The organism is Neobacillus camarae (assembly GCF_054950115.1).
In genome coordinates this window covers 1-23762 of sequence record NZ_JBUCKX010000007.1, presented here as the reverse complement: position 1 = coordinate 23762, position 23762 = coordinate 1, and the positions used below count along the sequence as shown (strand labels likewise).

Sequence of the window (23762 nt, the reverse complement as noted above, 5' to 3'; positions counted from 1 at the left end):
CGCGGCGTGCGGTTTTTTTAAATCACAATATTGATCTGAGTTGTCAATGAATGAAAAGGCGAACAGTGCCTATTCACTGTTCACCTTTTCTTTTCCTATAGGGATTGTTATCAATGGAACGTACTAGAGTACATTAGCTTTTGGTTTGAGCGTGTGCTTTAACACCTTTCCGCTAGCATTTCGAGGCAATGAATCAAGGAATTCTACTTCCGCAGGCAGCTTATATTTAGCTAGTTTTTGGCGGCAATAGGAAATGACGTCTTCCTCTGCCAAAGATTTGCCTTCTTTTAACACAACATACGCTTTTGGTACTTCGCCGTATACCTCATGTGGAACACCGACTACAGCTGCCTCGAGGATTTCTTCCATCGCATATAAAACTTCCTCAATTTCGACTGGGTAAACATTTTCCCCGCCGCGGATCATCATGTCCTTTTTCCGGTCCACAATGTATAACAATCCATCCTCATCCAATCGGCCCAGGTCGCCGCTGTACATCCAGCCATCCTTCATGGTATCCCGCGTCGCTTCCTCATTTTTCAAATATCCCTTCATGACCTGGGGACCCTTTACAATAATTTCCCCTACTTCTCCAACCGGAACATCCTGCCCGTATAAATCCACAACCCTTACTTGTGTATGAGGGAGCGGCTCTCCCACAGAGCCGATTTTATCAAGCGCGTAATGATCTTTTAGAGTGGTCGCCCCCGGAGAGTTTTCCGTTTGGCCATATAAGTTTTGGACTCTTACATTTGGATAAAGCGTTTTCACTTTTTTCACCAATTCATAAGGCATTGGCGCGGCACCATACGTAAATAAACGTAAATTGGATAGGTCCGTTTGGGCCAGTTTTGGGGTATTGAGCAGAATGCTGTAAATTGCTGGGACTCCAAAGAAAATGGTGGCTTTTTCCCTTTCCATCGTTTCCAACGTTTTTTCTGGTGAAAAAGCCTCCTCAACGACGACCGTTCCGCCCCGTAAGATTGTGGGTATGGAAAAACAATGGCTGGCTGCGCAATGGAACAGCGGTGTGACGATGTGCATGCGGTCAGAAGAATCGATTTTCAAAGACTCGGCCCAAATATTCGCAATTGCCCGGACGTTGCCAGCAGAAAGCATGACACCTTTTGGCTTTCCAGTTGTGCCGGATGTGTAGAAAATAACAGCCGTATCCTCTTCCTTAACATCTGGTTTAGTATAAGTAAACGAATCATCCGCTATGACCGTCCTGAAAGATTCGTTGCCTCCCACCTCAAGAAGGTCTTGGAACCGATCAATCGGAGTCTCCATTTGATCGAAAACGTCTTTTAATCGTACATCATAAATGAGTGCTTTTGCTTCAGAATGATTAAAAATATATTCTACTTCAGGTGGAGCGAGCTTGGTATTGACGGGAAGCACTGCAAATCCTCCCAGTTGACATGCATAGTAGACAATAAGAAAATCATCAGAATTCTGCAGGTAAAGGGCAATAATGTCTTCTTTTTTATACCCTTTCTCTTGAAAATAGCCTGCTAGATTGATTGCTTTTTGAAAAAAATCCCGGTAGGTAGTTTCCCTGTTCTGAAAAGTGGTGATAACTTTATCAGGCTGTGTCTGCGCATGTTGTGCCAACTGTTCAAAAATAAACATAGTACACGCTCCTTTTAGTCTGTTCGCAATCATTATACTAGATTTAATATTCTGACAACAATAGTTATATTATGCAGCAAGAAGATTCCGGCAGTTCCAGGTATAGATTTTGTCTATTCTTTTCCATCTATTTCTTAAATATAATCATGGCGGTGTATTTTGTATCTGGATTTACTCCATATTCTGTATGTGAGCTGACAGCGAGAGGAACCGTATTGTATTTAACATCTACAAGCTTACCTTCCTTTAATGAGCCAAGAAAATCATTAACTAACCGAATAAGCTCTGTAAAGTCTGTACTTTGAAAACCTTTTGCCTCGTACATTTATTCACCCTCTTTTCATAAAATTTAAAGTTTTGATAAAGTTAATCCTATTAAAACAAAAGGGTTGTCTTTAAGACACCCCTTTTAGGTTTAATAGTTTTATTGACCGCGCCCTGTTCAAAATAGGCTATATATAAAATTTTAAGAATTAGAAACGGGAGCAGTGTAGTAAATTCCTAAATTTTAGATGTTAGGTAATGTAACTTTATGACGATTGATAGTTTTTAACAATAAATCCTTGAAAGTTAAAATTGGAAAGGAAGAACTTATCCAATCTTTTTGTTTATTAAGTCTAGTGCTTGATTTTCAGTAATACCTCTAATGACACCAAGTTCACTAATAAAAATTTTTCGTGCGCTCTCTAGCATCTGCTTTTCGCTTGTATTGAGTGATTTACTTTTGTTTAATCGCATTAGATCCCGAACAACTTCAGCGCCTTCTTGAAAATTACCTGTTTTAAGTTTTTCCGTATTAATCTTGTATCTTTCTTTCATCGAAAGAGTGGTGTCTGTTACGCCATGATAAAAAATGTCCATAACGTTTTCAAGATTATTTAAATCGGTAGCTAAGCGGATTCTTAATTTGTCTACATTAAAGCGCAATAGGAATCATAACTTGCATTTTATTGATTCTCATATTTATTATACAATACTGCTGTTGCTTCCTTGAATTTCCTTTAGCTCGATTGCTTCAATAACTCCTACTCCCTGCATGGGATAAACAATGTAATCACCAATGTGAAACAACTAACCACCTCCAAATTAAAAACATCTTAATTATAACACAAAAAAATCAAATTAAAAATTTATTATTATATCACCCACTTAAAGTTAGAGTCAATATTTTTTTCGCGAGAGCTATTACTGAACCTCTCGGCTTTAAAAATCCCAGGTTTTTAAACAACTACCAACAGTTACAAAGAAACCGGAAAATTCAAAAGGGAGAAAGAAAATCGCTCTTTTCCTCTCCCCCACCGAACCTAGGGAATGCAATTCTCCATAATCTCACTAGGAGCTAAGAATCATTTATTCATTAATTCCTCCCGATCATCAGCTTGAGGAGGTTCCTCTAACCATCCATGTTTAATCATGATATTAGCTCCGTCTTCCGCATACAAAGCAATTTCCGGGATTAATGTGGCATATCTTTTTGCTTAAATCTCTTCTAGGACTTGCTGCCATAGCCATTCGTAATTTCCTCATCCCCGCCGCAACCATCGCAGAGATTTGAAACATCATAATTTTGTCTGAAAAAATTCTTGTCGTGCAATCAGATGTATTTGGCAAGTAAAAAATGCATTAAACGGCAATTAAAAATGTATCCACTTTGCCAACATTCATTTTAAGCTTTTAGTAAAGATTCTTTATAGCGATGACTATCACCATTGAACATCACGAGAATGATGAACGAAACAATCGAGTGACTGCCTCCGTCAAAATGATCACCAAAAGATGTGACCTACTGACCAAACTGATTAGTCGCATACTGTCGTTTCTTGCTTCGTAACACATCGAAAATAACCTGGAACAAAATTCTCCACCTGTTTATGCAGCGGTATGTAGCCCAGCTCATCAAGGATCAGGCAGTCCAGCTTCTCGACGGTTAAACAATTTAATAAGTGTTCCTTTTTCATTTGCTTCAAGAAGCCGATTTACCAGCTCCGCAACGGTAGAATTATCGACTTGGTGCCAACCTTTGTATGGTATTTAAGCCAATCACAATGTTGTTGCTGGCAGTTTTTTTTTTCTTGCCGGGCAACGGATCACGCCGTAAAAATGCATTCTCCTTGTCGTTCAATAACCTCGTTTACTAGACTGTCCTTAGTCATTCCTGCCGGAATTTGTACCTCATTCCAGTCAAAAGGCTTGCCCTGTACTTTAAAGTGTAGCCTGGTTGGATAGTAGATTGGTCCCATGTCTTCTTCACGTTGCTGGAGCTCCGTCAAAATCTTTAATGGGGTCATCTTCGGTCGCAGCTTAGCTTCATGGAAATGCTCTTAATCCAGCCAAGCTTTTAACCTCTTTGCGGTTCTGAATTTCGCCTCGTATTATGCATCGCCCCTTTATGAAGCCGATCAACGATTGAGCCCTCAAGCATTTCAGGCAGGGAAGGAAGCGTCATTTTCGGTTTTATTTCTTCCGATTCCACGGCCATTGATAAGCTGATAGAATACTTGTTTTATGGCATCCACGGAGGGATGCCCGTGTTCAGTGGTGACAAGCGCTTTTGTTATAAGACTGAAATCATGCTCTTTCAAAAATTAAGCATAATAGTTTCAATGCTTCTGACTTTTCTGCCACAGTACAGGATTGAAAATAGTTTTTCCATTCTTCCGGCAGCTTGGATCAAAGAAACTGGTGTATTTAAGTGCCGTAGGGCGTTTGGCCATTAGCTTCAAATAAGGCTGCCACTTCATTGATTTTCGATATTGACCATAAAGCCTTGAATGCTTAACTACTAGAAGATTCTCCTCTATCTGTAACTTCAATCGAGTTGTATGAAATCTTACGAGAACCTCTTTTAGCGTATCTCGGCGAAGTCGAATATAGATTGAGGTCCACCCTCACATAACCGTATTTATCAGCTTTTAGGGTCTCATATCTTACACATTCGTATTCCTTTGCCGGTATTAGTAAGAAGGCGGCCTTATCCTCCTCAAAACAATTCAGAAATTACTCGGATCCTGATAATGTTTCCTTTGGACGATCTTTCTCGGCCTTTCCCCATAATTCCTTATTTAACTCATCTAATTAATCACATGGAGCCCTGTGAAGAAAGTTATTCCAACATATTCTGACCATTGCCTCCACATGTCCTTTTTCATTTCATGCGGGGTTACAGAATTCACATTCAAAGCTGTAATGTAAAACGAAGTTTCAACTTGTTAATTGCTGCCTCATTTGGCGCAATATTTTTTTAACGGCAGGTGTGAGATTATCAAAGCGAATCGCTTTGGCACTCCTCCCATATAATGAAATACTCTCTTAAACCTTCTAGGAAACACTCTTTATTCTGTGAAGGAAAGACTTGAAAATAAAAGCCATTGCTATTTGGAAATGACATCACAAGAAACGGAAGAACAATTTCATCCCCTCCATAAATAAATGGGGCCTCACCAAAATCCAATTCAGCTGTTCCAGGAATGGGACTCAAGTGGTGCGCTGCTTGATCCGCCTCGTTTACCACCTTCTTCTCCTAGAAACATAATCACGAACAGAGTTCTATCAGAACCTTGTAACCACTGATCTGTAACAAAATCCCATATCTTCTTAGCTGTTCTACGAAACTTCTTTTTCTTCTTTAATCCTCCTTAAGCCAATCGTCAATTATTGGCTTCACTGGCCCTAAACCTTTTTGATGTTCTTGTTTGTTTCTCCTTCGGCTGTTCGTTAAAGTCTTCCTTATCCGCATACTTTAACTGTTCTGGGATCTAATCCTATCTTTTAGCTACATTTGAATACCTGCAGCCTTTATTATTAACCTGTTGTCTGATATACTTGATTTCGGCCACTGCCAACATCTTCCTTAATACCTCCTGCACGACTTGTCCCAACAGGAAGTGTAAGGTTTTAATTTATGGCACTTCGGGGGGCCTGCATAAATTAAGTGCCATACCCTACATATTTAGAATGCCATAAACAAATCAGAAATTCCAGAATCCCAACTCATTGGAGCAGGCAAGTCCTCTTTGGTTAAAAAGTGGCTAAAAATGTCCATATGTTTTTGGGCTAATTCTTTTCCCCTTAATAAATACTGCTTTACATCGTCCTTTTCCGCAATTTGAGCAAATCCAGTTATCAATGCCTTTCCAATAGCGTTGGTTTGAACATTCAAAAATAAATGGGTAACTTCCACTGCTGTTAAGGATCTTTTCTTCCCGAAAAAGCCAGCGAGAAACTGTTGTTTTTCCACGAAATCAACCTCATCAGGGGTCGATATAAAAGGAGGCCTGATATATGTTCCTTGTTTTAACATTAGTCTTCGTGTTTGGTCTTGCAACTGTATTGCATCTTGTAAAACAACTTTATGAAAATCGACCACATCTTCTCGTGTTACAATCCCTAACGATGCTCCACTTGCTGCCATGGCTAGGATGGACATTTCTCTTAAATACATTAAAACGAAAGTATCTGAAAAAAGCCTTGGTGCTTTTGGAATCACATCCTCTTCGGTGAATCCAATGGGGATAGGAAATTTTTCATTCATGAAAAGAGTTTTTAAAATAGAGATTCGTCTCTCGGAACATTTCAAAACCAATTCAATAATAGGAAGAACCTCTGCATCCTCCACTTTTTCGAGAAAGTGGCTGTTCATACATACAGAAACTGTGTCATTTATAAACTGAGCCCACAAAGTAGACATTTCCGCTGCGGTTAATCGAATTTTTGTTTGGTCTTCCACAGTTGTGATTCCTGCCTTCGATTTGTATTTAATATTTTTAGCTTTTGAAGACTGTATCTATTCAAGTTTATTTTCCATTTTTTTAACTTTTAAAGGTAGGTAATCAGTAATAGCTTGTGAAAAAATAAGATAAAAATCACCAGCTAGCAGCATTACTAGCCAAGATGTTTATGTTTATGGACAAGAAGGGATTAAAATTAGGATTAAACATGGATGGCTTGAAGAACCGCCACAAATGGAGGATCGAGCTGCTATCATAAAAGGAGAAACGCATTAATTTGTTTTTGCAGGTGAAAATAAACGTGGTGGTATTTATTACACCTAAAATTTTATGTGGAGGGATGTATTATGAATACTTCATTTAAAAGCTTACTATCAGCCCTGATTACTTTGTTGGTTAAAATCCATTTCTTAATTGAAAAGATAAACACCAAGTTAACATCTACATCAATAAGAATACCAACCTTGGCTTAAGCAAAAGTATTCCATAAATATCTTCATTTCCACATAGATTTAAAAAGGGCGAGTACATGATTTGTACTCGCTTATTTTTATGCAGCCCAGTTGCTGATTTCATTTATGCATCTGGAAATGTTAGAACACCAAAAAAATAATAATTGAAGTGACCTTCAGTTCCTTCTCCGCCAGTGCCCCTATTACCCTAACAGTGTCAAAAAACATAGCTTTTAATGAGAAGATGTTCAAGCTTCTCCAATTGGAATTTAAGGCTTGTCACTCACTTTAGGCGGTGATTCCATCCACCCTTTATCAATTAAGATATTCATGCCGTCGTCAACAAATAAACCAATGTTTATAAGGGTTCTAGCATACAAAAAACTAATATCTCTTCTTGCCGTTACGGCCAGTGAGTTTCCGAATGACCTTATTTTCATGGCGAACATGTCCACTTTATGGAACAACATGATTTTATCGGAAAAAGGTGGATAGGTAGATGTCGTCACCAAATGGTCCAGGTACGTTGGTGATTGAATATGTTCAAGGTGCAGTTTTTCCTGATACTGCTTTACAGCCTTATCCGTCATGTCTAAACCCCGTTTAAACAAAGCCTTTATCTTTTTATCTTGAACAATCTGATGAAAACCCAATAATAATCCCAAACTTGTTACGTTATTCTCAATGTTATCCCAAAGATGGATGATTTCTAACGCCTGTAATGGCCGTACATCACCCATAAAACCACTTAAGTAACTTTGTTGATCAATTTTATCAATTCCATCTGGTGTGGGAATCGTAGGAGGCGCTGCAATGAATTTTTTATCCATTAAGATATTATTTATTTGCCCTAAAAGAATAGTAGTACATTGATTACAATAAATAAAAAACTCCCTGATATCCTCCCCTCATGACCAATGGAACCGCTACTGCATAAAGACTCAATCCCGCCTTAGCAGCATATTTTAAATAGTGAACGTAAAATTCATCTTCATATAAGCGGGGAGCACCAAGATTAACATCATCTTTTGTAAATCCAATTGGGATAGGAAAACTTTCTTTTTTAAAAAAACCTTCTATCCTCTGAGTGAAATCCCCTGATAAGGCTAAAGCATTTTCCAATAGACTCTTGATTTCTTGATCCTCACAATGATGAAGGAAATAACATAAGATTTGAATGGACATGCTGTTTCCCATATAGGTAGCCCAAAGTTTACCTATTTCAAAAGTCGAAAAAGGTTGGGATTCATCTAATATAGGGGGATTAATATTTAATGGCTTCAACACATTCATTGGGTTTAAATCTTTATCGGCAGTCATAACTAATCTCCTTATTCCCGCATTATATAGGTTTATAATTTCCATTGGAAAATGATTTAATCCCAACAAAGGTGACCCTTTAACTTATATTGGCAAAAAAAATGGATTGTTTCTATGTACCAGCCAGAATTTTCCTCTTAGAAAAAATGGCAAAGAAATTAGGAAACCCACCATTTATATGCTACACTTGGTTTACCATTTGATTTACTGTTTTCATGTGCCCTACTCCTTTTTGAGTGGGGTTCTTTTTTTTTAGAAAAATAAAAAACAGACTTAAAAAGAGTCTGTCCAGGTTTAGATTATATTGCTTTTACGAACGTTAGCTGTTTATACCGCGTTGTCCTTGTTCAACATCGAAAAGTCAAAGCAGATTGACCTTCTTCAAGAGATTTGTAACCTTCGCCTTGAATCGTTGAGAAATGAACGAATAATGCCTTCTCCACCTTCACGTTCGATGAACCTGAAGCCTTTTTTCGTTAAACCATTTTACTTTTCCATTTTCCATGAATGTTGCTCCTAGTGTGCTTAGCACACAATGTATTACCATATCCTTGCTCTTAGTGATCATCAAGACGAAAAGTTATTACTTATACGTTCTCTTTGTCACTGAACAAAATAAATTTCTTTAAAATAGCATTATTTTGAAAGCACGGTATGTGGCCTTTTTTAAAAACGATATTCCCCGTCACTTTTAAAGTACATTCCTTCACTTTTGGGTTCGTGTTTCAACGAAAAAATAAGAAACCTGCCATGTAAATGAAATAAGAAAATAGCTTTTGAAATGATTTCACGTATTTCTGCCCATATTATTTTCATGCTTCTTTCACAAATAAGCAAAAATCGATTATACTGGATTCACTATCATATTCAAAAAGGAGAAATTTTTTATGACAGAGAATCATCAATCACAAACACCAAATAAGAAAATCAGCCTGCAAGAGGCTATGAAGCAGCAGCTTGAAAACAAAAAGAACCAGAACTCTGGTAAGGGAAAAGTGAATGCCGACCTTTCAGCTAAAAAAATGAAAAGCCAGCAAACGAAAAAACCAAGCAATACCCGCAGAAAAATGGGTGTCTAATGAACGGACAAAATCGGAAGGACATTTTCCCTGGTTTGGAAGTTGAAATTGTTTTAAAATCGGATCAAAAAACGGGAAAGCTCACCAGAGGCATCGTTAAAGATCTACTCACCAAATCGGGCACCCATCCCCACGGTATCAAAGTCAGGCTAACAGATGGACAAATCGGGCGCGTACAGGTAATACACTCTAAATAAAAAAGCCAAAAAAATATTCAAAGAACAGTACAAAAATACCTGCAGGCGAACACTCTTTTTTTCAAGTGTCCTACCTGCAGGTACCATTATCATTTAAAGAAGAACTTTTTCTTTTTCTTCTTCATTCTCTTCATCTTCATCATATTCTTCATCATATTCATCATCTTCATCTTCTGCCTTATCTAATATTTTTCGCAATTTAGTAATAATTTCTGCACTTTATAAAATCGCATACATTCTTCCATTATGGAAATAGTCAAATGGTATTTGGGTTCATTAATATAAAGAAAGCAGTTTTCAAGGTTTATACCATGTAACATAATTCACTAAATTCTTAGTTAATGCATTTATCGTTAATTTAGCCCTTCTTGGAAGAGTACAAATTCTTTCCTGATAAAAAAATTTTCCTTTTACATCTAGATAGCCTTGAAAAAATCGGCCGTATACGTCAATATTTCCATCACTCTCTAAAAATCTAACATTTGTTGGGACCTGTAACAATTCTTCTTTTACGTTAAATTTCAACTTATCATTAGACACTCAATTAGTACCTTCTTTCGTTCTCATTTAAGAACATTTTATCATGAGTTTTATTGATTGTCACCCTAAAGTGTTAGGTACTACTACATAGTTTAGGCTTAATAGAGAAACAATCCGTATTTTTTCGTTATAACGAACAAAACAAGAAACAGAGAATTCAAACAGAAAGTTTAACATTTTCAATGGAAAAAGCTGGCTAAGGCCAGCTTTAATTGAAAATCCTATGTCCTATTACCATAGGCCACTTTTTCGCATCTTCAAGAGAACAATCGTTTTTTAATGGCAACCCCTAATTATTTTTACTGGGTACATTTAAAATGGCGGGCAATTTCGTCGATGACCGGAACCCCTTTTCTGGTAGCCATATTAAACATCACAAAGGTTTTGGCTGCTTCGGTGATAAGGACATCTTCCTGATTATAAATTTCTTGTTTGATTGAAAAACTTTTGTTTCCTACATGTTTCAAAGTTGTCCTAATCTGAAGAATTTCCCCTAATCGTGCCTCCTTCAGATACGAGATATCAAATTTTCTCACGACGGTGGCGAGATTTCTTTCCCGCAACTCACGAAAACTTACCCCTGCCTGTTTGTGCCAATCACCGATCCCTTTTTCTAAAAAAAGAATATATTTCAGGTAATTAACATGACCGAGCTGGTCGATGTCTTCTGGAGCGACGATAATTTGTGTAATAGTCTGCATTTGCTTCTCCTGCCTTTTCAGTCATTTTTTTGGTAAAGAAACCTCCAGCTTCTGGCTCTGGAGGTGATCCTGCATTTTATTTAGGCTGCATCCGGATCGCGCCGTCAAGGCGGATGGTTTCGCCGTTTAACATGGGATTTTCAATGATGCTTTTTGCCAAGTGGGCATATTCAGATGAACGCCCCAAGCGCGGCGGGAAGGGAACCATGGCCCCGAGTGCCTGCTTGACCTTTTCCGGTGCACCGGCAAATAATGGGGTGTCCATAAGTCCTGGAGCGATGGTCAGCACCCGGATTCCATGCCGTGAAAGGTCGCGGGCAATCGGCAGCGTCATGCCGACAATTCCGCCTTTGGATGCGCTGTATGCGGCCTGGCCCATTTGACCATCAAATGCGGCAACAGAAGCGGTGTTGATAATGACGCCCCGCTCGCCTTCTTCATTTGGAGTGTTTTGCGTCATTTTTTCCGCAGTCAGGCGAATCACGTTAAAAGTGCCGATTAGATTGATTTGAATGACTCTTGAGAAAGTCCCAAGATCATGAGGCTTCTCCTTGCCAACGGTCTTTTCAGCGGCCCCAATTCCCGCACAGTTCACTAGAACATTTATCGCACCGAATTTTTCTATCGTTTGATTTAAGGCATTCACTACATCGTCTTCACTCGTCACATTTGTTTTAACAAACAGCACCCGGTCGGAACCTAATCTTTCAACTAATGCTGCCCCTCTTTCCTCTTGCAAATCAAAGATGGCGGCACATCCGCCATTTTCAACAATCGTTTCGACTGTGGCTTCACCCAGACCGGAAGCCCCTCCTGTTACCACTGCTATACTGCCATTCAGTTTCATATCATTAGCCTCCTTTATAAAATGGATTTTTTAGCTGATTCTTTCAATAATCGTGGCATTGGCCATGCCGCCGCCTTCACAAATGGCCTGCAGTCCATAACGGCCGCCGCTTCTTTCGAGTTCATGGAGCATCGTAATCATCAAACGGGCACCGGATGCGCCAAGTGGATGGCCCAAGGCAATCGCCCCGCCATTTGGATTCAGCTTTTCAGGGTCAGCCTTTAGTTCATCCAGCCATAGCAATGGCACTGGAGCAAAGGCCTCATTTACCTCGTAAGTATCCATGTCTTCAATCGTAAGACCCGATTTTTCCAGGACTTTTTTTGTCGCAATGGATGGACCCGTTAACATTAAGGTCGGGTCGGAACCGACAACCGAACGGGCCACAATCCGGCATCGCGGCTTAAGTCCCAGTTCCTCCGCCTTTTCGCGCGACATTAAAAGAAGGGCTGCCGCGCCATCGCTCATTTGGCTGGAATTTCCGGCGTGAATTTTCCCATCCTGAGTGAAGGCCGGCTTAAGGGAAGCCAGTTTTTCCAACGAGGTCCCCTTTCTTGGCCCTTCATCCTGCGTCACCGTGATGGTCGCCCCATCCTCGAGCTTAACCTCAAGCGGCATAATCTCACGGTCGAAGCGGCCTTCTTCCTGTGCCTTTAGGGCTTTAAGATGGCTCTCAAGCGAAAATTCGTCCAGTTGGCTTCGGGAATATCCCCATTTTTCAGCAATCCGCTCGGCGGACAAGCCCTGATGGATCATTTCATATTTGGACGTTAATTCTTCGCTAAACGTCGATTCCCGGCGGGATGCTCCCATTGGGATTCTCGTCATGCTTTCCACGCCGCCGGCAATGATCACATCCATATCTCCGCTCAGGATGGCCTGTGCGGCAAAATGAATCGCCTGCTGGCTGGACCCGCACTGGCGGTCGATGGTCGTTCCGGGAACGTGAACCGGAAAACCAGCCATAAGAGCGGCATTGCGGGCAATGTTTAACCCTTGTTCTTCCACTTGGATGACACAACCTAAAATGACATCTTCTACCAAATCAGCTGAGATTCCTGCACGATTGACCAATTCTTTCAAAACTTTTGCCGCCAATTCATCCGGGCGTGCTGAACCGAGCACACCCTTTCGTTTTCCTACAGGGGTACGGACTGCCTCAACAATAACAACTTCTCTCATCTAAAAACCTCCTAAAATAGTAAAATGGGACTAGACATTATTATTCTTTTAATAGTTTAAGTAGTACTGTAGAATCTCCTGATTATGTTCTCTTAGGCCCATCGTGTACCTAAGAATTGTCCATATGGGGTGGACAGATTAGGACTATTTTACGGATGTGCTTGTAAAGTTTTCTCTTAGCTGGTATTTTAAAATTTTCCCTGAGGCGTTTCGTGGAAGTTGGTCGATTTGATAGTAAATCCTCGGAATTTTATATCCGGCGAGTTCCTGGCGGCAATATTGCTTCAGTTCTTCTTCGTCGATCTGTCTGCCCGGTTTCGGTACGATGACGGCCGCGACGGTTTCGCCCCAGACTTCATGAGGAACACCAATGACTGCCGCTTCCAAAATATCCGGATGCTTGTATAGCACATGTTCTACTTCGGTGGAATAGACATTTTCCCCGCCGGAGATAATCATGTCTTTTTTCCGGTCTACCAAGGTGATAAATCCATCCTCATCGATTTTGGCGAGGTCGCCGCTATAAAGCCAGCCATTTTTCAGGACCTTTGCGGTTTCTTCCGGCTTCTTATAGTATCCTTTCATGACGGACTCAGATCGAATGATAAACTCCCCGACCTCACCAGGTTTCACATCATCCCCATGGTCATCGACCACTCTGGCATCCGTTCCATAATTGGCTCTGCCGGAAGCACCGAATTTAGTTTTGTGGTCTTCAGGCAGGAGATAGACTCCACCAGGGCCGCCTTCGGTTTGGCCGCACATATTAAAGAACTGGTCGGTCTGGAACAGCTCCATCGCTTGCCTCAAAAGGGCTGTAGGCATAGGCGCCGCACCATATCCGCACCGTTTGACACTGGATAAATCATACTGCTCTCGATTCGGAACCTGCAGCAGGAAGTTATACATCGTCGGAACGCCAAAGAATAAGCTGATTTTGTATTGATTAATATCCTGCAAGGTTTGGAGCGGATTGAATTCCTGGCGGACAATCTGTGTACAGCCAAGCATCGTCCCGGGAACCAGGAACAAGTTCAACTGGGCGCAATGGAATAACGGGGCAATATGAAGCAACTGATCTTCCGTCCCCATTTTAAACGAAATGATGATTCCAAGAGCTACATGGAGGACGCGGTGATGATCGAGGACCACTCCCTTTGGCAGCCCGGTTGTTCCGGAGGTATACAAAATCTCGGCATCATCCGATTCCAGTACATCGACTAGCGGGTCTGCCACAGAGGAACTTTGAAACTCGGATAAAAGCATTTGGTGGTCCTTTTTTGATGAACCTGCAATCACCTGAAGCCCGATTTTGTCATTTCCTTCTGCCGCCTTTTGAATGACCTCGGCCAAATCCTCATCGGCAAAAACCATCATCGAATCGGATTCGTCCAAAATATAGCTGGCTTCTTTTGCCGTTAAGCGGAAATTGACAGGAACGGCCACCCCGCCGGCTTTTAAAATGGCATAATAAACAAAGCAGAATACATCGGAGTTCTTCATCATCAAGGCGACTTTATCTCCTCGTTTCACACCATAACTGACGAGCGCGTTCGCTATTCTGTTCACTTGTTCATTATATTGTTTATAGGTATACACCTTTTTACCAAAGATAATCGCCTGCTTATCCGGACTATATTTGGCATTTCGTTCCAGAGCTTCAAAAAGATTCACGCATAAAACCTCCCTTACCCTCTTAATGGAAATTGGAATCATCAGGCGTGGCCGTTAAATAACCACACCCGGCCGCATCACCCTATAACCCCATGTTTTTCGCAATGATGGTTTTCATGATTTCATTGGTTCCGGCATAAATCGACCCGACGGCCACATCCCGGTACCTTCTGGCAATCTCGTATTCTTCCATATAGCCGTAGCCGCCATGCAGCTGCATGCATTCCGTGGCGACATTTTTGGCCAGGTCGGTGAGCCACCACTTAGCCATCGACACTTCATTGACGACATTTTTCTTCTCCATATGGTCGGCAATCAGCTTGTCAACAAAGGTTTCGCCAATCTTGATTTTTGTGGCCATTTCGGCAATCTTAAATTGGGTATTCTGGAACTTGCTGATTGGCTTCCCAAAGGCCGTCCGCTGCTTGACATAATCAACGGTAATATCGAGCATATGCTTACAGCCGGTAATGCTTCCGATCGCCAGCATCAAACGCTCCTGCTGCAGCTTTTGCATCAGGTAATAAAACCCTTTGCCTTCTTCGCCAATTAAATTTTCCCGTGGGACAACCGCATCTTCGAAAATCAACTCGGATGTGTCATTGGAATGCTGGCCCATTTTGCGAAGCTTCTTCCCCTTCTTGAAGCCAGGAGTCCCCTCCTCTACAACAATCAGGCTGATTCCTTTGTGCCTTGGCGTGGCATTCGGATCCGTTACACAAACGACAATGACAAAGTTGGCTGAATAGCCATTGGTGATAAACGTTTTTTCTCCATTGATGATATAGTTGTCACCACTTTTCACAGCCGTCGTTTGGACGGCCGCCAAGTCGGAACCTGTCCCCGGCTCGGTCATGGCGATGGCGGAGATCATTTCGCCGCTGACCGCTTTTGGGAGCCACCGCTGTTTTTGCTCCTCAGAAGCAAATTCGCCGATATAGGGCATGACAATATCATTATGAAGGCCGATGCCGCCTGCTCCGGCGCCCACCTTATCCAACTCTTCGGTAATCACCACCGAATAGCCAAAGTCAGCGTTTGACCCGCCATATTTTTCATCGACCCACGGGCAAAGAAATCCTTGCTCGCCGGCTTTTTTCCAAAACGATTTTGGCACTTGCTTGGCCTCTTCCCATTCTTCAAAAAATGGATAGGCTTCCTTTTCCAAGAACTTTCTGAATGACCGTCTAAAAATTTCATGTTCTTCTGATAAATATGGTTTCGTCATGAAAAATCCCCCTTTTTTCTTACTCGCCTTTCGGTTTCCACCATGGATAAAAATTGGGCATATCGGTGCTGACTTTCATTGGGAAGTTGGGTTTTCTTTTTTCAAAAAAGGACGTGATCCCCTCGCGGACATCATCCTGCTGACCGGTCCATTGAATCATTTTCGATTCAATTTTGTGAGATTCATAAGGATGGTCGGCGCCCAGCATTTTCCACATAAGCTGCCGGGACAAGGCAACAGATATGGCGGACGTATTCTCCGCAATTTCCTTCGCGATGGCCTCCGCTGCTGGGAGCAGTTCTTCCGGCGGCACAACCTGACTGACCAGACCGATCTTCAGGGCCTCCTCGGCCTGGATGACCTTACCGGTAAAAACCAATTCGGTGGCTTTGCTGATTCCCACGACTCTAGGCAAAAACCAGCCGCTGCAGGCTTCAGGCGTAATGCCGCGCCTGCTGAACACAAATCCCATCTTGGCGTTCGAAGAGGCAATCCGGATATCCATTGGCAGGGTCATGGTGGCCCCGATACCAACGGCAGGTCCATTAATGGCGGCAATGATGGGCTTTTTCAGCTCATAGATTCGTAGACTTAAAATCCCGCCGCCATCCCGATATTCCTCGACATCCGTTTCTTTATCTTCAAAGGTGCTGGTGCCGCTTCCCAAGTCTGCACCGGCACAGAATGCCTTGCCGTCACCGGTGATAATGATGGCTCTTACTTCATCATTGTGATCCGCTTCATCCAGCACTTGGAGCAGTTCATTTAACATTTGCTCATTAAACGCATTTAAATTTTCCCTGCATAAGGTGATGGTCATCACTTTGTTTCTTACCGACGTTTTTAATGTTTCAAACTCGATAGTTTGCATCCTTGTCACCTCCTATTTTAAGGCTGTTTTCGTTTACTTTGTTTTTTCTATAAACCCCTAACACCTGAATATATGGGCTATTAACGACTGGGCTGGTGTTTTTTTCGGCGTTCGGTCGTTTATAAATAGGCGATATGTTTTTACTTTTTCTTGTAGAAGAAAAAGCAACATCCTTATAGTAAAGAGCCTATTTTAAAAATGGGCGGGGTCCCAGCTTTCTTCTTGCTGGTACTTTCGCAGTATCCGGCGAGCGATGGCGCTGGTATGGACTTCATCCGGTCCGTCGTAGATTCTGGCATAACGCGCTTCCCGGTACATTTTTTCAAGCGGTGTATCGGAGGTGACTCCTAAAGCGCCGTGAACCTGAATGGCCCGGTCAATAACATCGTGGAGGACCTTTGCCCCGAACACCTTAATCATGGCAATATCGATACGGGCCTCTTCTCCCTGGTCAATTTTCCGCGCCGCTTCCAGGGTCATCAGCCGGGCCGCTTGTATTTCAGTGGCCGAATCGGCAATGAATTTTTGTATCATTTGTTTTTCCGATAAAAGCGAGCCATGAGCAAAGCGCGTCAATGACCGGTTACACATTAAATCAAATGCTCTTTGGGCTTGGCCGAGCCATCTCATGCAATGATAGATTCTACCAGGTCCCAATCTTTTTTGGGCAATGACGAAACCGTTGCCCCGCTCCCCCAACAGGTTCTCCTTCGGCACTCTTACATTCGTCAAGCGAATTTCGCAGTGACTTCCAGAGGTATGGCCCATGGTGGGAACGACTCTGACAATCTCGTAACCACGTGCATCGGTCGGAACAATAATCATCGAAGCCCGTTTATGGCGGTTAGGTTCATCAGGTTCTGTCACGCAAAAAACAGTCGTAAAGGCCGCACGGTTTGCTCCGGTCGTAAACCACTTATGGGCGTTGATCACCCATTCGTCCCCGTCCAAGAAGGCGGTTGATTGAATTAAGGTGGGATCGGACCCGGCCACATCAGGCTCCGTTAATCCTACGGATGGGTTGATTTCCCCATTCACCATCGGGTACAGCCATTTTTGCTTTTGCTCCTCTGTTCCAAACAGATGTAACATCGTCCCGTCCTGGGCCGTATGGGTGCCCAGTGCCAACATGGCCGCTTCAGAACGGCCAATCACTTCATTGATATAGACGTAGTCCATAAATCTTAGACCGCCGCCGCCAATCTCTGTTGGCAGACCTAACGCCCATATCCCCTCTTCCTTTGCAAGGGCCTGCAATTCCTTTAGAACCCGTATGCCATCTTCCCCGCCTTTTTCAATGAGAGTCTCGACGGGAATGACCTGTTCATCAATAAACCATCGTACGTGGTCCCGAAGCTCCTTTACCTGTTCCCCTATGCCAAATCTCTGCTCGACCTCATTCAAAATGGATTCCCCCCATTCTCCTGACAGAAAAATTTTTACCGAACCAGTGCCATTTCAAATTTTAGCTGCTCTCTTAGCATCTTTCTTAAGGGGAAAATGCACTGTTCTTCCATCTCGGGATTCACTGTACTTTCCTTATATAAAAAGCGAAGCAGCTGGCATTGAATTTCATTCAATTGCTTCCATTTCACCGTCACATCCACAATCGACGCCGTTTCTTCCAAGGCAGTTTCGAGCTCTTCCACCCAGTGGAAGGTGAAATGAGCCATTCGAATCTTCTGTAGCAATTCGTGAATAGTTTGAGTGATTAACTGGTTTAACTGTTCTTTTGGCTGTTGATTTTCAACGGTATGGGTATCGATGTTTTTTAAAACGGATAGAAGGGCAATAGCCTGTTCCTTTGCCATGTCATTGGCTAGATGAGGAATAATCACATCCTTGATAACTTCATTGGCGGTTTTCAGCATAAAGGATTTATCGAACATCGCTAACCTCCTAATACCCCAGTAATTCGGCAACCATCCCCCGCATCAACGGCCAGCGGTAGCCTTGCCGGGCCATCCGCAAATCTGTTGTTTCCCCTTTGGCGAATGATGTTCCGGCCGATTGGGAAATCAGCACAAAGCGGACTTGATGGAATACCTCATAATAATGCAGAACTTTTTCATCCATTTTTAGCCCAGTCAATTCGCTGTACGTTTCCAAAAACATGCTCCGGTCCAATAGGTAGCACATGAGGGGAGAATCCATCCGGTTCGATTTGGCACAAACATAGGCCACATCTGCCAGCGGATCCCCGATCTCCGCAGCCTCCCAATCCAGGATCCCCGTAATGTCGTACTGATCGTATAATAGGTTACCGGTACGGTAATCGTTATGTATGAGGGAATACCTTTGGGCAGCCGGTTTGTTGGCCTTTAGCCATCCAAGGGCATCGACCATCACCGGGTCCGGACTGACTTGGTACCGGTAGTACATATCCTCTAAATCTTTCAATTTATCATCGATAAATCCGTACTCGCCTTTTGGCTCGACAAAGGCTTTGGTAAAGCCGGCTGCACGATAATCAAGAAGATGCAACTTCGCCAAGTACTGGACAAATTGAACCGGAACTTGCCCATCCTCATGAGCACTTTTGAAAAAATGCTGCCCCTCTTTGGACCAAGGAACATAACTCTTCCCCGGCAGCTGATCCATGACATAAAACGGTCCGCCAAGAACCGATTCGTCCTCTTCATACCAGTAGACGCCCGGAACAGGCAGGTCACTATGTTTGCTGAGAAGATCCAAAAACTGGAACTGTTGATAAAAACTCCTGAAATCCAGCGTCAACCCGCCTTTGGTTTTTTTCCGAATCGCAAAGCCTTTTTGCTGTTTGCCTATAGGCGATTCCCAGTGGACAGTAAAAATAAACGACTCATCGGACCAACCGGAAGAGGGCTGGAAAAAGTCCTGAATTTCCACACTTTTTGACCCTGTCAGTTTCGTTTCAAAATAGTCTTCCAGCGCCTTTTGAATAGATTCTGTCAACAGACCCTCTCCTTTCCCTTTGCCCAACCCGATAAGAGGGCCGGCCGGGTTGGGCAACTTTGTTCCTTATTTCAAGACTTCGTGCTCCCTTAGCACCCGTTTCAGGATTTTTCCGGATGTATTTCTTGGCAGCTCACTTAGAAACTCCACATATTTCGGTTTTTTATAGGAAGCTAAGTGATTTTGGCAATGCTGAATGACCTCTTGTTCCGTTAGACTTTTTCCCGGTTTCAAGACAACGAATGCCTTGACGCTTTCACCCCACTGCGGGTCCGGAACACCAACCACCGCGGTCTCAAAAATGGCTTCATGCCGGTGAAGTGCTGCCTCGATTTCGGCAGGATAAATGTTTTCCCCTCCGCTGATGATCATGTCTTTACTCCGATCCACCACGTAAATAAAGCCTTCATCATCCTGGCGAACCAAGTCCCCGCTGTGGAACCAGCCGCCCCGGAAAGCTTCTTCCGTGGCCTCAGGGTTTTTATAATATTCCTTCATCACGGTCGGCCCACGGTAAATGATTTCGCCAATTTCCCCGACTGTCACATCGTTCATCTGTTCATCGACAATCCGCAATTCCACATTCATCGCAGGTTTTCCCACCGAATTGGTTTTGCGAATCGAATCCTGCGGCAAAAGACAAGTGGTGGTAGGGCTCATCTCCGTCTGGCCAAACGCATCAAAGATTCCGCCATTCGGAAAATACTTCATCATTTTGTTCTTCACTTCCAATGGACAAATGGCCGCACCCGTTGAACACCTGATCACCGACGTCAAATCATAGTCTTCAATCGTGGGAACATGCACCACCAAATTCCACATCGCTGGGACCATAAACAGTCCATTAATTTTTTCTTTATGGATAGTCTCAAGGATCGCCACTGGATGAAATTCCCGTTGAATCACCGTCAGGCCTCCAACCAAACAGCTAATCAACAGATTGCTGACACCGGCGATATGAAATAAGGGGGTGTTCAATAATTGCTTGGAGCCGTGCTCAATTTTGGAATCGATAACGCTGTTCAGTGCGCTTAACAGTAAATTTTTATGGGTCAACACGGCACCCTTTGGCTTTCCGGTGGTCCCGGAGGTATAGCAAATCATGCAGGCGTCATCATCTTCCACATGGCCGTCAACCGTTTGATAGGGGGTGGTTGTTTGATAGATTTGTTCATAAGGAATCATTTCCGGAGCTTTCACTTGCCCGACGACGACAATCTGTTCGACATTCGGCAATTGCTGCCTGATAGATTGAATCAAATCCTGGTACTCTTCTTCGATAAACAATACTTTTGTATCAGAGTGATTTAGGATATAAACAAATTCCTCCTTGGCCAATCGAAAGTTGATGGGAACACTGACACATCCAGCTGCCGCGGTGGCAAACATCACCTCAACAAAAGCCAGATTATTTTTAAAAATAATCCCTACCTTATCCCCAAGCTGCAGGCCTTTTTGCTGCAGCCAGACGGCCAGCTGCAAAGTCCTTTTTTCCAGCTCCAGATAGGTCACTCTATCATCACCGTAAATAAAGGCTTCTTGATGGGGTGTTCGATGGGCTACTCTTCTAATTAATTCACCTACTAATAACTGACGCGACATTTGTAAACTAGATGTTGTCAATGTTCACCACTCCCTTATAGTAAAAATGAATTTAAACCTACATTAGAAGGCTTTTCATTTTAGTTGAATTGTTATCAAATTTTATACTTCTTTTAGACCGGAGTGATTTAACCATAAGGCTCCATCCATCGTGACACATTCCCCATTGATATACTCTGCCTCGGGGGACAACAAAAAGTGGGCAAGATTGGCAATCTCTTCAGCCCTGCCGAAACGTTGGAGCGGGACTTGATTGATGGCCTTCTGGTAGCCATCTCCTGATTCTATTAATCTGGCAACGCCCTCTGTATTTTCGATGGTTCCTGGCGCAATGCAATTGGCTCGAATTCCATATTTCCTTCCCCATTCCACGGCAAGGGTCCTTGTCATGGCTAAAATGCCGGCTTTCGCACTGGCCGCATGAACATTCCCCGGCGCTGCTCCCCATGCAAACGTGGCGACAATATTCAGGATACTGCCCCTTTGCTTATTGGCAATCCATTCTTTCCCAACTGCTTGCGTACAATACCAGGTCCCGTTCAAATCAATATTGATGACAGCGTTCCAGCCATTAAGCGAAAGATCTTCCGCGGCACAAATGAAGTTCCCCGCAGCATTATTGACCAGTGCATCTATTTTTCCAAACCTTTCTTTTGCTGCTTCCACCATCGATTGTACGTTTTCCGGTAGGCGCACATCCATTTGAAAATCTAAAACCTGTCCGTCAAAGGTTTCGATTTCACTTTTGGCCTGCCTTAGCCGATCGGCATTCCTGCCGGTGATCATGACATTGGCCCCAAAGCTTGCAAACTTTTGGGCCATCGACTTGCCAATCCCGCTGCCACCGCCGGTAATGATAACTGTTTTCCCGTTCACTCACCGATTCCTCCCGTTCTTATCTAAATAGTCATCTACTTTTTTCGGAGGATTAGCGATGCTTAAAGGACGGCGGGCGTTTTTCTATAAAGGCTTGGACCCCTTCTCTTACATCTTCTGTGCCAAACACTTCGGCAAAAAGCTCAGCTTCTTTTTCCAACCCTTCAGCAATGGAGGTATCGATTCCTTTGTGCACGGATTCCTTGATTCGGCTTAAGGCCTGCAAAGAATAACCGGCCATTTTTTTCGCCATGGAAAGCGCCATCTCCATTCCTTTTCCGCTCTCGACCACCTGATTGACCATCCCGATTTTACAAGCATCTCCTGCCGATAACGGGTCGCCTAAAAACATTAATTCTTTAGCTTTCGATGGTCCTATTAATCTAGGTAATCGCTGTGTTCCGCCGCCTCCTGGGAATAGCCCCAATTTGACCTCAGGCAGCCCTACCTTCACATGCTCTTCGGCAATTCGGATATCACAGGTTAACGCCAGTTCGCAGCCTCCGCCAAAGGCCAGTCCATTTAACATGGCAATGGTGGGTTTGGGAAGATCGGCAATAAAGTTTAAGACTTCATGCGTCTTTAGATTATTTCTCTCCAACTCTTCTTTTTCCAGGCCCAACGATTGCGGGAATTCCTTAATATCGGCACCAGCCATAAACGCCCGGTTGCCCGCCCCTGTCAATACGGCGACAATGACTTCATCATCTTCCGCGATGCTAGCAAAAACTTCGCCAAGTTCCTGTACGACCTGCCTGCTTAACACGTTCATGGGCGGGTTATCAATGGTGACAATCGCCACCCCTTCACTCTTTTCAAGATGGACTAATTCTGTCATGGCAAGATCCTCCTTTAATTATTGGATAACTTTTAATTTCTCTATATTAATGTTTGATAATCAGTTTTCCCCATGTTTTTCTTGTGGCCAATAATTCCAAGGCTGTGGGCACGTCCTCAAAATCGAATTCTTTATAGATTAATGGTTTTATTTTTCCTTCATTGTAGAGGTTCATCAATTCCTCATGTTCTTGGATGACTTTCTCAGGCGTTAAGCGATTGAAAAGGCCCCAATGAACGCCGACGACGGAGTAATTTTTAATGAGGACATGGTTGGCTGGAATCATCGGGATATCCCCTCCAGCGAAGCCGATAACCAGGAGTCTGCCATCAAAGGCAATACACTTACGGGAACGATCAAAAACAAGCCCGCCTACCGGGTCATAGATCACGTCCGCCCCTTTTCCACCTGTTTCCCTTTTGACAATCTCCACAAAATCTTCCTGCAAATAATCAATCACCACATCGGCTCCAAGATCCTGACAAATTTGAGTTTTTTCCGGTCCACCGGCTGTGGCAATCACATAGGCGCCCACCGCTTTTCCAAGCTGAATGGCCGTGGAACCCACTCCACCAGCACCGGCGTGAACGAGCAGCACTTCGCCTTTCTGCAAATAGGCGCGATGGAATAAAGCATAATAGGAAGTATGATAGGTGATAAACATGGCGGCAGCTTCATTCCACCCCATTGATTCTGGAATGGGATAGACCTGGTTTTCGGGTACTGTTATGTATTCTGCCAGCCCGCCATTGGGCATCTTGGGCAATGCTAAAACCCGCTGCCCTTCTTGAAAACGGCTGCCCTGATCGGCTTTTACGACGACTCCTGCTATTTCCGAACCAATGGTAAAGGGCAGGGGCGGCTTTTCTTGGTATTTCCCTTGACAGAGAAGAATGTCAAAAAAATTGAGTGCCGTTGCTTTGACCTCTATTAGCACCTCGGATTTTTGTTTCTCGGGCAATTCCACGTGCATGATTTTTAAAACATCACGGGGTTCGCCAAGTTCAGTGACCTTCCAGCTTTTCATATGGACCCTCCCAACATGTTTATGTTAGCGTTTTC

The 23762-nt window shown here is 43.2% G+C and carries 26 protein-coding genes and 2 pseudogenes; 2 read left to right on the top strand and 26 right to left on the bottom strand.

Annotated elements, in window-relative coordinates; translation table 11 throughout:
• Positions 1 to 123: 123 nt before the first annotated feature.
• From ACY8D0_RS27895 to ACY8D0_RS27840, 12 genes and pseudogenes are all read right to left on the bottom strand, one after another.
• On the bottom strand, positions 124 to 1632 hold the full coding sequence (locus tag ACY8D0_RS27895; RefSeq protein WP_462413726.1) for a class I adenylate-forming enzyme family protein: 1509 nt from the start codon (positions 1630 to 1632) through the stop codon (positions 124 to 126).
• A gap of 127 nt (positions 1633 to 1759) precedes the next feature.
• A complete protein-coding gene (locus ACY8D0_RS27890) occupies positions 1760 to 1957 on the bottom strand; it encodes a sporulation protein Cse60 (protein ID WP_462413725.1) in 198 nt (65 codons plus the stop codon).
• 266 nt (positions 1958 to 2223) lie between these two features.
• Positions 2224 to 2703 (bottom strand): annotated as a pseudogene (locus tag ACY8D0_RS27885) (CarD family transcriptional regulator).
• A gap of 275 nt (positions 2704 to 2978) precedes the next feature.
• Entirely contained in the window at positions 2979 to 3074 is a 96-nt protein-coding gene (locus tag ACY8D0_RS27880) for a hypothetical protein (RefSeq protein WP_462413724.1), read from the bottom strand.
• The gene (locus tag ACY8D0_RS27875) at positions 3052 to 3174 is read right to left on the bottom strand and encodes a hypothetical protein (protein ID WP_462413742.1); all 123 of its coding nucleotides are present in this window, start codon (positions 3172 to 3174) and stop codon (positions 3052 to 3054) included. The genes ACY8D0_RS27880 and ACY8D0_RS27875 overlap by 23 nt, the downstream gene beginning before the upstream one ends.
• A 257-nt stretch (positions 3175 to 3431) precedes the next feature.
• Positions 3432 to 3599 (bottom strand): hypothetical protein, encoded by a 168-nt coding sequence (locus ACY8D0_RS27870; RefSeq protein WP_462413723.1) that lies wholly within the window; start codon positions 3597 to 3599, stop codon positions 3432 to 3434.
• A 120-nt stretch (positions 3600 to 3719) separates the two neighbouring features.
• Positions 3720 to 3920 (bottom strand): hypothetical protein, encoded by a 201-nt coding sequence (locus ACY8D0_RS27865; protein ID WP_462413722.1) that lies wholly within the window; start codon positions 3918 to 3920, stop codon positions 3720 to 3722.
• A 487-nt stretch (positions 3921 to 4407) separates the two neighbouring features.
• The gene (locus tag ACY8D0_RS27860) at positions 4408 to 4587 is read right to left on the bottom strand and encodes a Mu transposase domain-containing protein (protein ID WP_462413741.1); all 180 of its coding nucleotides are present in this window, start codon (positions 4585 to 4587) and stop codon (positions 4408 to 4410) included.
• Positions 4588 to 5581: 994 nt separating this feature from the next.
• Complete coding sequence (locus ACY8D0_RS27855; protein ID WP_462413721.1) at positions 5582 to 6358, bottom strand: DUF3231 family protein; 777 nt, start codon at positions 6356 to 6358, stop codon at positions 5582 to 5584.
• A gap of 722 nt (positions 6359 to 7080) precedes the next feature.
• Positions 7081 to 7641, bottom strand: coding sequence for a DUF3231 family protein (locus ACY8D0_RS27850; protein WP_462413720.1), 561 nt, complete (start codon positions 7639 to 7641; stop codon positions 7081 to 7083).
• A 43-nt stretch (positions 7642 to 7684) separates the two neighbouring features.
• Positions 7685 to 8131, bottom strand: coding sequence for a DUF3231 family protein (locus tag ACY8D0_RS27845; protein ID WP_462413719.1), 447 nt, complete (start codon positions 8129 to 8131; stop codon positions 7685 to 7687).
• Positions 8132 to 8478: 347 nt separating this feature from the next.
• Positions 8479 to 8636, bottom strand: a pseudogene (locus ACY8D0_RS27840) (cold-shock protein).
• A gap of 382 nt (positions 8637 to 9018) precedes the next feature.
• Here ACY8D0_RS27840 and ACY8D0_RS27835 point away from each other — a divergent pair.
• Both ACY8D0_RS27835 and ACY8D0_RS27830 read left to right on the top strand, forming a co-directional pair.
• The gene (locus tag ACY8D0_RS27835) at positions 9019 to 9210 is read left to right on the top strand and encodes a hypothetical protein (protein WP_462413718.1); all 192 of its coding nucleotides are present in this window, start codon (positions 9019 to 9021) and stop codon (positions 9208 to 9210) included.
• The gene (locus ACY8D0_RS27830) at positions 9210 to 9407 is read left to right on the top strand and encodes a YwbE family protein (RefSeq protein WP_462413717.1); all 198 of its coding nucleotides are present in this window, start codon (positions 9210 to 9212) and stop codon (positions 9405 to 9407) included. Before ACY8D0_RS27835 ends, ACY8D0_RS27830 begins: the two co-directional genes overlap by 1 nt.
• A gap of 297 nt (positions 9408 to 9704) precedes the next feature.
• On the opposite strand, the gene ACY8D0_RS27825 is transcribed toward ACY8D0_RS27830, so the two are convergent.
• The 14 genes from ACY8D0_RS27825 to ACY8D0_RS27760 all read right to left on the bottom strand — a co-directional run bounded on the left by ACY8D0_RS27825 (position 9705) and on the right by ACY8D0_RS27760 (position 23727).
• Positions 9705 to 9947: a hypothetical protein gene (locus ACY8D0_RS27825; protein WP_462413716.1), complete on the bottom strand. Its 243-nt coding sequence runs from the start codon at positions 9945 to 9947 to the stop codon at positions 9705 to 9707.
• 299 nt (positions 9948 to 10246) lie between these two features.
• Complete coding sequence (locus tag ACY8D0_RS27820; RefSeq protein ID WP_462413715.1) at positions 10247 to 10648, bottom strand: acyl-CoA thioesterase; 402 nt, start codon at positions 10646 to 10648, stop codon at positions 10247 to 10249.
• A gap of 76 nt (positions 10649 to 10724) precedes the next feature.
• The gene (locus tag ACY8D0_RS27815; RefSeq protein WP_462413714.1) at positions 10725 to 11495 is read right to left on the bottom strand and encodes a 3-hydroxyacyl-CoA dehydrogenase; all 771 of its coding nucleotides are present in this window, start codon (positions 11493 to 11495) and stop codon (positions 10725 to 10727) included.
• 30 nt (positions 11496 to 11525) lie between these two features.
• Positions 11526 to 12677 (bottom strand): thiolase family protein, encoded by a 1152-nt coding sequence (locus ACY8D0_RS27810; protein ID WP_462413713.1) that lies wholly within the window; start codon positions 12675 to 12677, stop codon positions 11526 to 11528.
• 144 nt (positions 12678 to 12821) lie between these two features.
• Positions 12822 to 14351, bottom strand: coding sequence for a class I adenylate-forming enzyme family protein (locus tag ACY8D0_RS27805; protein ID WP_462413712.1), 1530 nt, complete (start codon positions 14349 to 14351; stop codon positions 12822 to 12824).
• An 82-nt stretch (positions 14352 to 14433) separates the two neighbouring features.
• Positions 14434 to 15579, bottom strand: a complete 1146-nt coding sequence (locus ACY8D0_RS27800; RefSeq protein ID WP_462413711.1) for an acyl-CoA dehydrogenase family protein — start codon at positions 15577 to 15579, stop codon at positions 14434 to 14436.
• Between the two features lie 19 nt (positions 15580 to 15598).
• A complete protein-coding gene (locus tag ACY8D0_RS27795; protein ID WP_462413710.1) occupies positions 15599 to 16450 on the bottom strand; it encodes a crotonase/enoyl-CoA hydratase family protein in 852 nt (283 codons plus the stop codon).
• A 192-nt stretch (positions 16451 to 16642) separates the two neighbouring features.
• Positions 16643 to 17854, bottom strand: a complete 1212-nt coding sequence (locus ACY8D0_RS27790; protein WP_462413709.1) for an acyl-CoA dehydrogenase family protein — start codon at positions 17852 to 17854, stop codon at positions 16643 to 16645.
• A 35-nt stretch (positions 17855 to 17889) separates the two neighbouring features.
• A complete protein-coding gene (locus ACY8D0_RS27785) occupies positions 17890 to 18339 on the bottom strand; it encodes a hypothetical protein (RefSeq protein WP_462413708.1) in 450 nt (149 codons plus the stop codon).
• A 10-nt stretch (positions 18340 to 18349) separates the two neighbouring features.
• Entirely contained in the window at positions 18350 to 19384 is a 1035-nt protein-coding gene (locus ACY8D0_RS27780) for a phosphotransferase family protein (protein WP_462413707.1), read from the bottom strand.
• A 66-nt stretch (positions 19385 to 19450) separates the two neighbouring features.
• On the bottom strand, positions 19451 to 21007 hold the full coding sequence (locus ACY8D0_RS27775; RefSeq protein WP_462413706.1) for an acyl-CoA synthetase: 1557 nt from the start codon (positions 21005 to 21007) through the stop codon (positions 19451 to 19453).
• 81 nt (positions 21008 to 21088) lie between these two features.
• Positions 21089 to 21862: a 2,4-dienoyl-CoA reductase gene (gene fadH, locus ACY8D0_RS27770; protein ID WP_462413705.1), complete on the bottom strand. Its 774-nt coding sequence runs from the start codon at positions 21860 to 21862 to the stop codon at positions 21089 to 21091.
• Between the two features lie 52 nt (positions 21863 to 21914).
• On the bottom strand, positions 21915 to 22700 hold the full coding sequence (locus ACY8D0_RS27765; RefSeq protein ID WP_462413704.1) for an enoyl-CoA hydratase: 786 nt from the start codon (positions 22698 to 22700) through the stop codon (positions 21915 to 21917).
• 46 nt (positions 22701 to 22746) lie between these two features.
• Complete coding sequence (locus ACY8D0_RS27760) at positions 22747 to 23727, bottom strand: NADPH:quinone oxidoreductase family protein (RefSeq protein ID WP_462413703.1); 981 nt, start codon at positions 23725 to 23727, stop codon at positions 22747 to 22749.
• Positions 23728 to 23762 lie beyond the last annotated feature (35 nt).

Coding starts and splice junctions, on each gene's coding strand:
- ACY8D0_RS27895 (WP_462413726.1), bottom strand. CDS start 1,632: ATGTTTATTTTTGAACAGTTGGCACAACATGCGCAGACACAGCCTGAT.
- ACY8D0_RS27890 (WP_462413725.1), bottom strand. CDS start 1,957: ATGTACGAGGCAAAAGGTTTTCAAAGTACAGACTTTACAGAGCTTATT.
- ACY8D0_RS27875 (WP_462413742.1), bottom strand. CDS start 3,174: ATGGTTGCGGCGGGGATGAGGAAATTACGAATGGCTATGGCAGCAAGT.
- ACY8D0_RS27865 (WP_462413722.1), bottom strand. CDS start 3,920: ATGACCCCATTAAAGATTTTGACGGAGCTCCAGCAACGTGAAGAAGAC.
- ACY8D0_RS27850 (WP_462413720.1), bottom strand. CDS start 7,641: ATGGATAAAAAATTCATTGCAGCGCCTCCTACGATTCCCACACCAGAT.
- ACY8D0_RS27845 (WP_462413719.1), bottom strand. CDS start 8,131: ATGACTGCCGATAAAGATTTAAACCCAATGAATGTGTTGAAGCCATTA.
- ACY8D0_RS27835 (WP_462413718.1), top strand. CDS start 9,019: ATGACAGAGAATCATCAATCACAAACACCAAATAAGAAAATCAGCCTG.
- ACY8D0_RS27830 (WP_462413717.1), top strand. CDS start 9,210: ATGAACGGACAAAATCGGAAGGACATTTTCCCTGGTTTGGAAGTTGAA.
- ACY8D0_RS27820 (WP_462413715.1), bottom strand. CDS start 10,648: ATGCAGACTATTACACAAATTATCGTCGCTCCAGAAGACATCGACCAG.
- ACY8D0_RS27815 (WP_462413714.1), bottom strand. CDS start 11,495: ATGAAACTGAATGGCAGTATAGCAGTGGTAACAGGAGGGGCTTCCGGT.
- ACY8D0_RS27810 (WP_462413713.1), bottom strand. CDS start 12,677: ATGAGAGAAGTTGTTATTGTTGAGGCAGTCCGTACCCCTGTAGGAAAA.
- ACY8D0_RS27800 (WP_462413711.1), bottom strand. CDS start 15,579: ATGACGAAACCATATTTATCAGAAGAACATGAAATTTTTAGACGGTCA.
- ACY8D0_RS27795 (WP_462413710.1), bottom strand. CDS start 16,450: ATGCAAACTATCGAGTTTGAAACATTAAAAACGTCGGTAAGAAACAAA.
- ACY8D0_RS27785 (WP_462413708.1), bottom strand. CDS start 18,339: ATGTTCGATAAATCCTTTATGCTGAAAACCGCCAATGAAGTTATCAAG.
- ACY8D0_RS27765 (WP_462413704.1), bottom strand. CDS start 22,700: ATGACAGAATTAGTCCATCTTGAAAAGAGTGAAGGGGTGGCGATTGTC.
- ACY8D0_RS27760 (WP_462413703.1), bottom strand. CDS start 23,727: ATGAAAAGCTGGAAGGTCACTGAACTTGGCGAACCCCGTGATGTTTTA.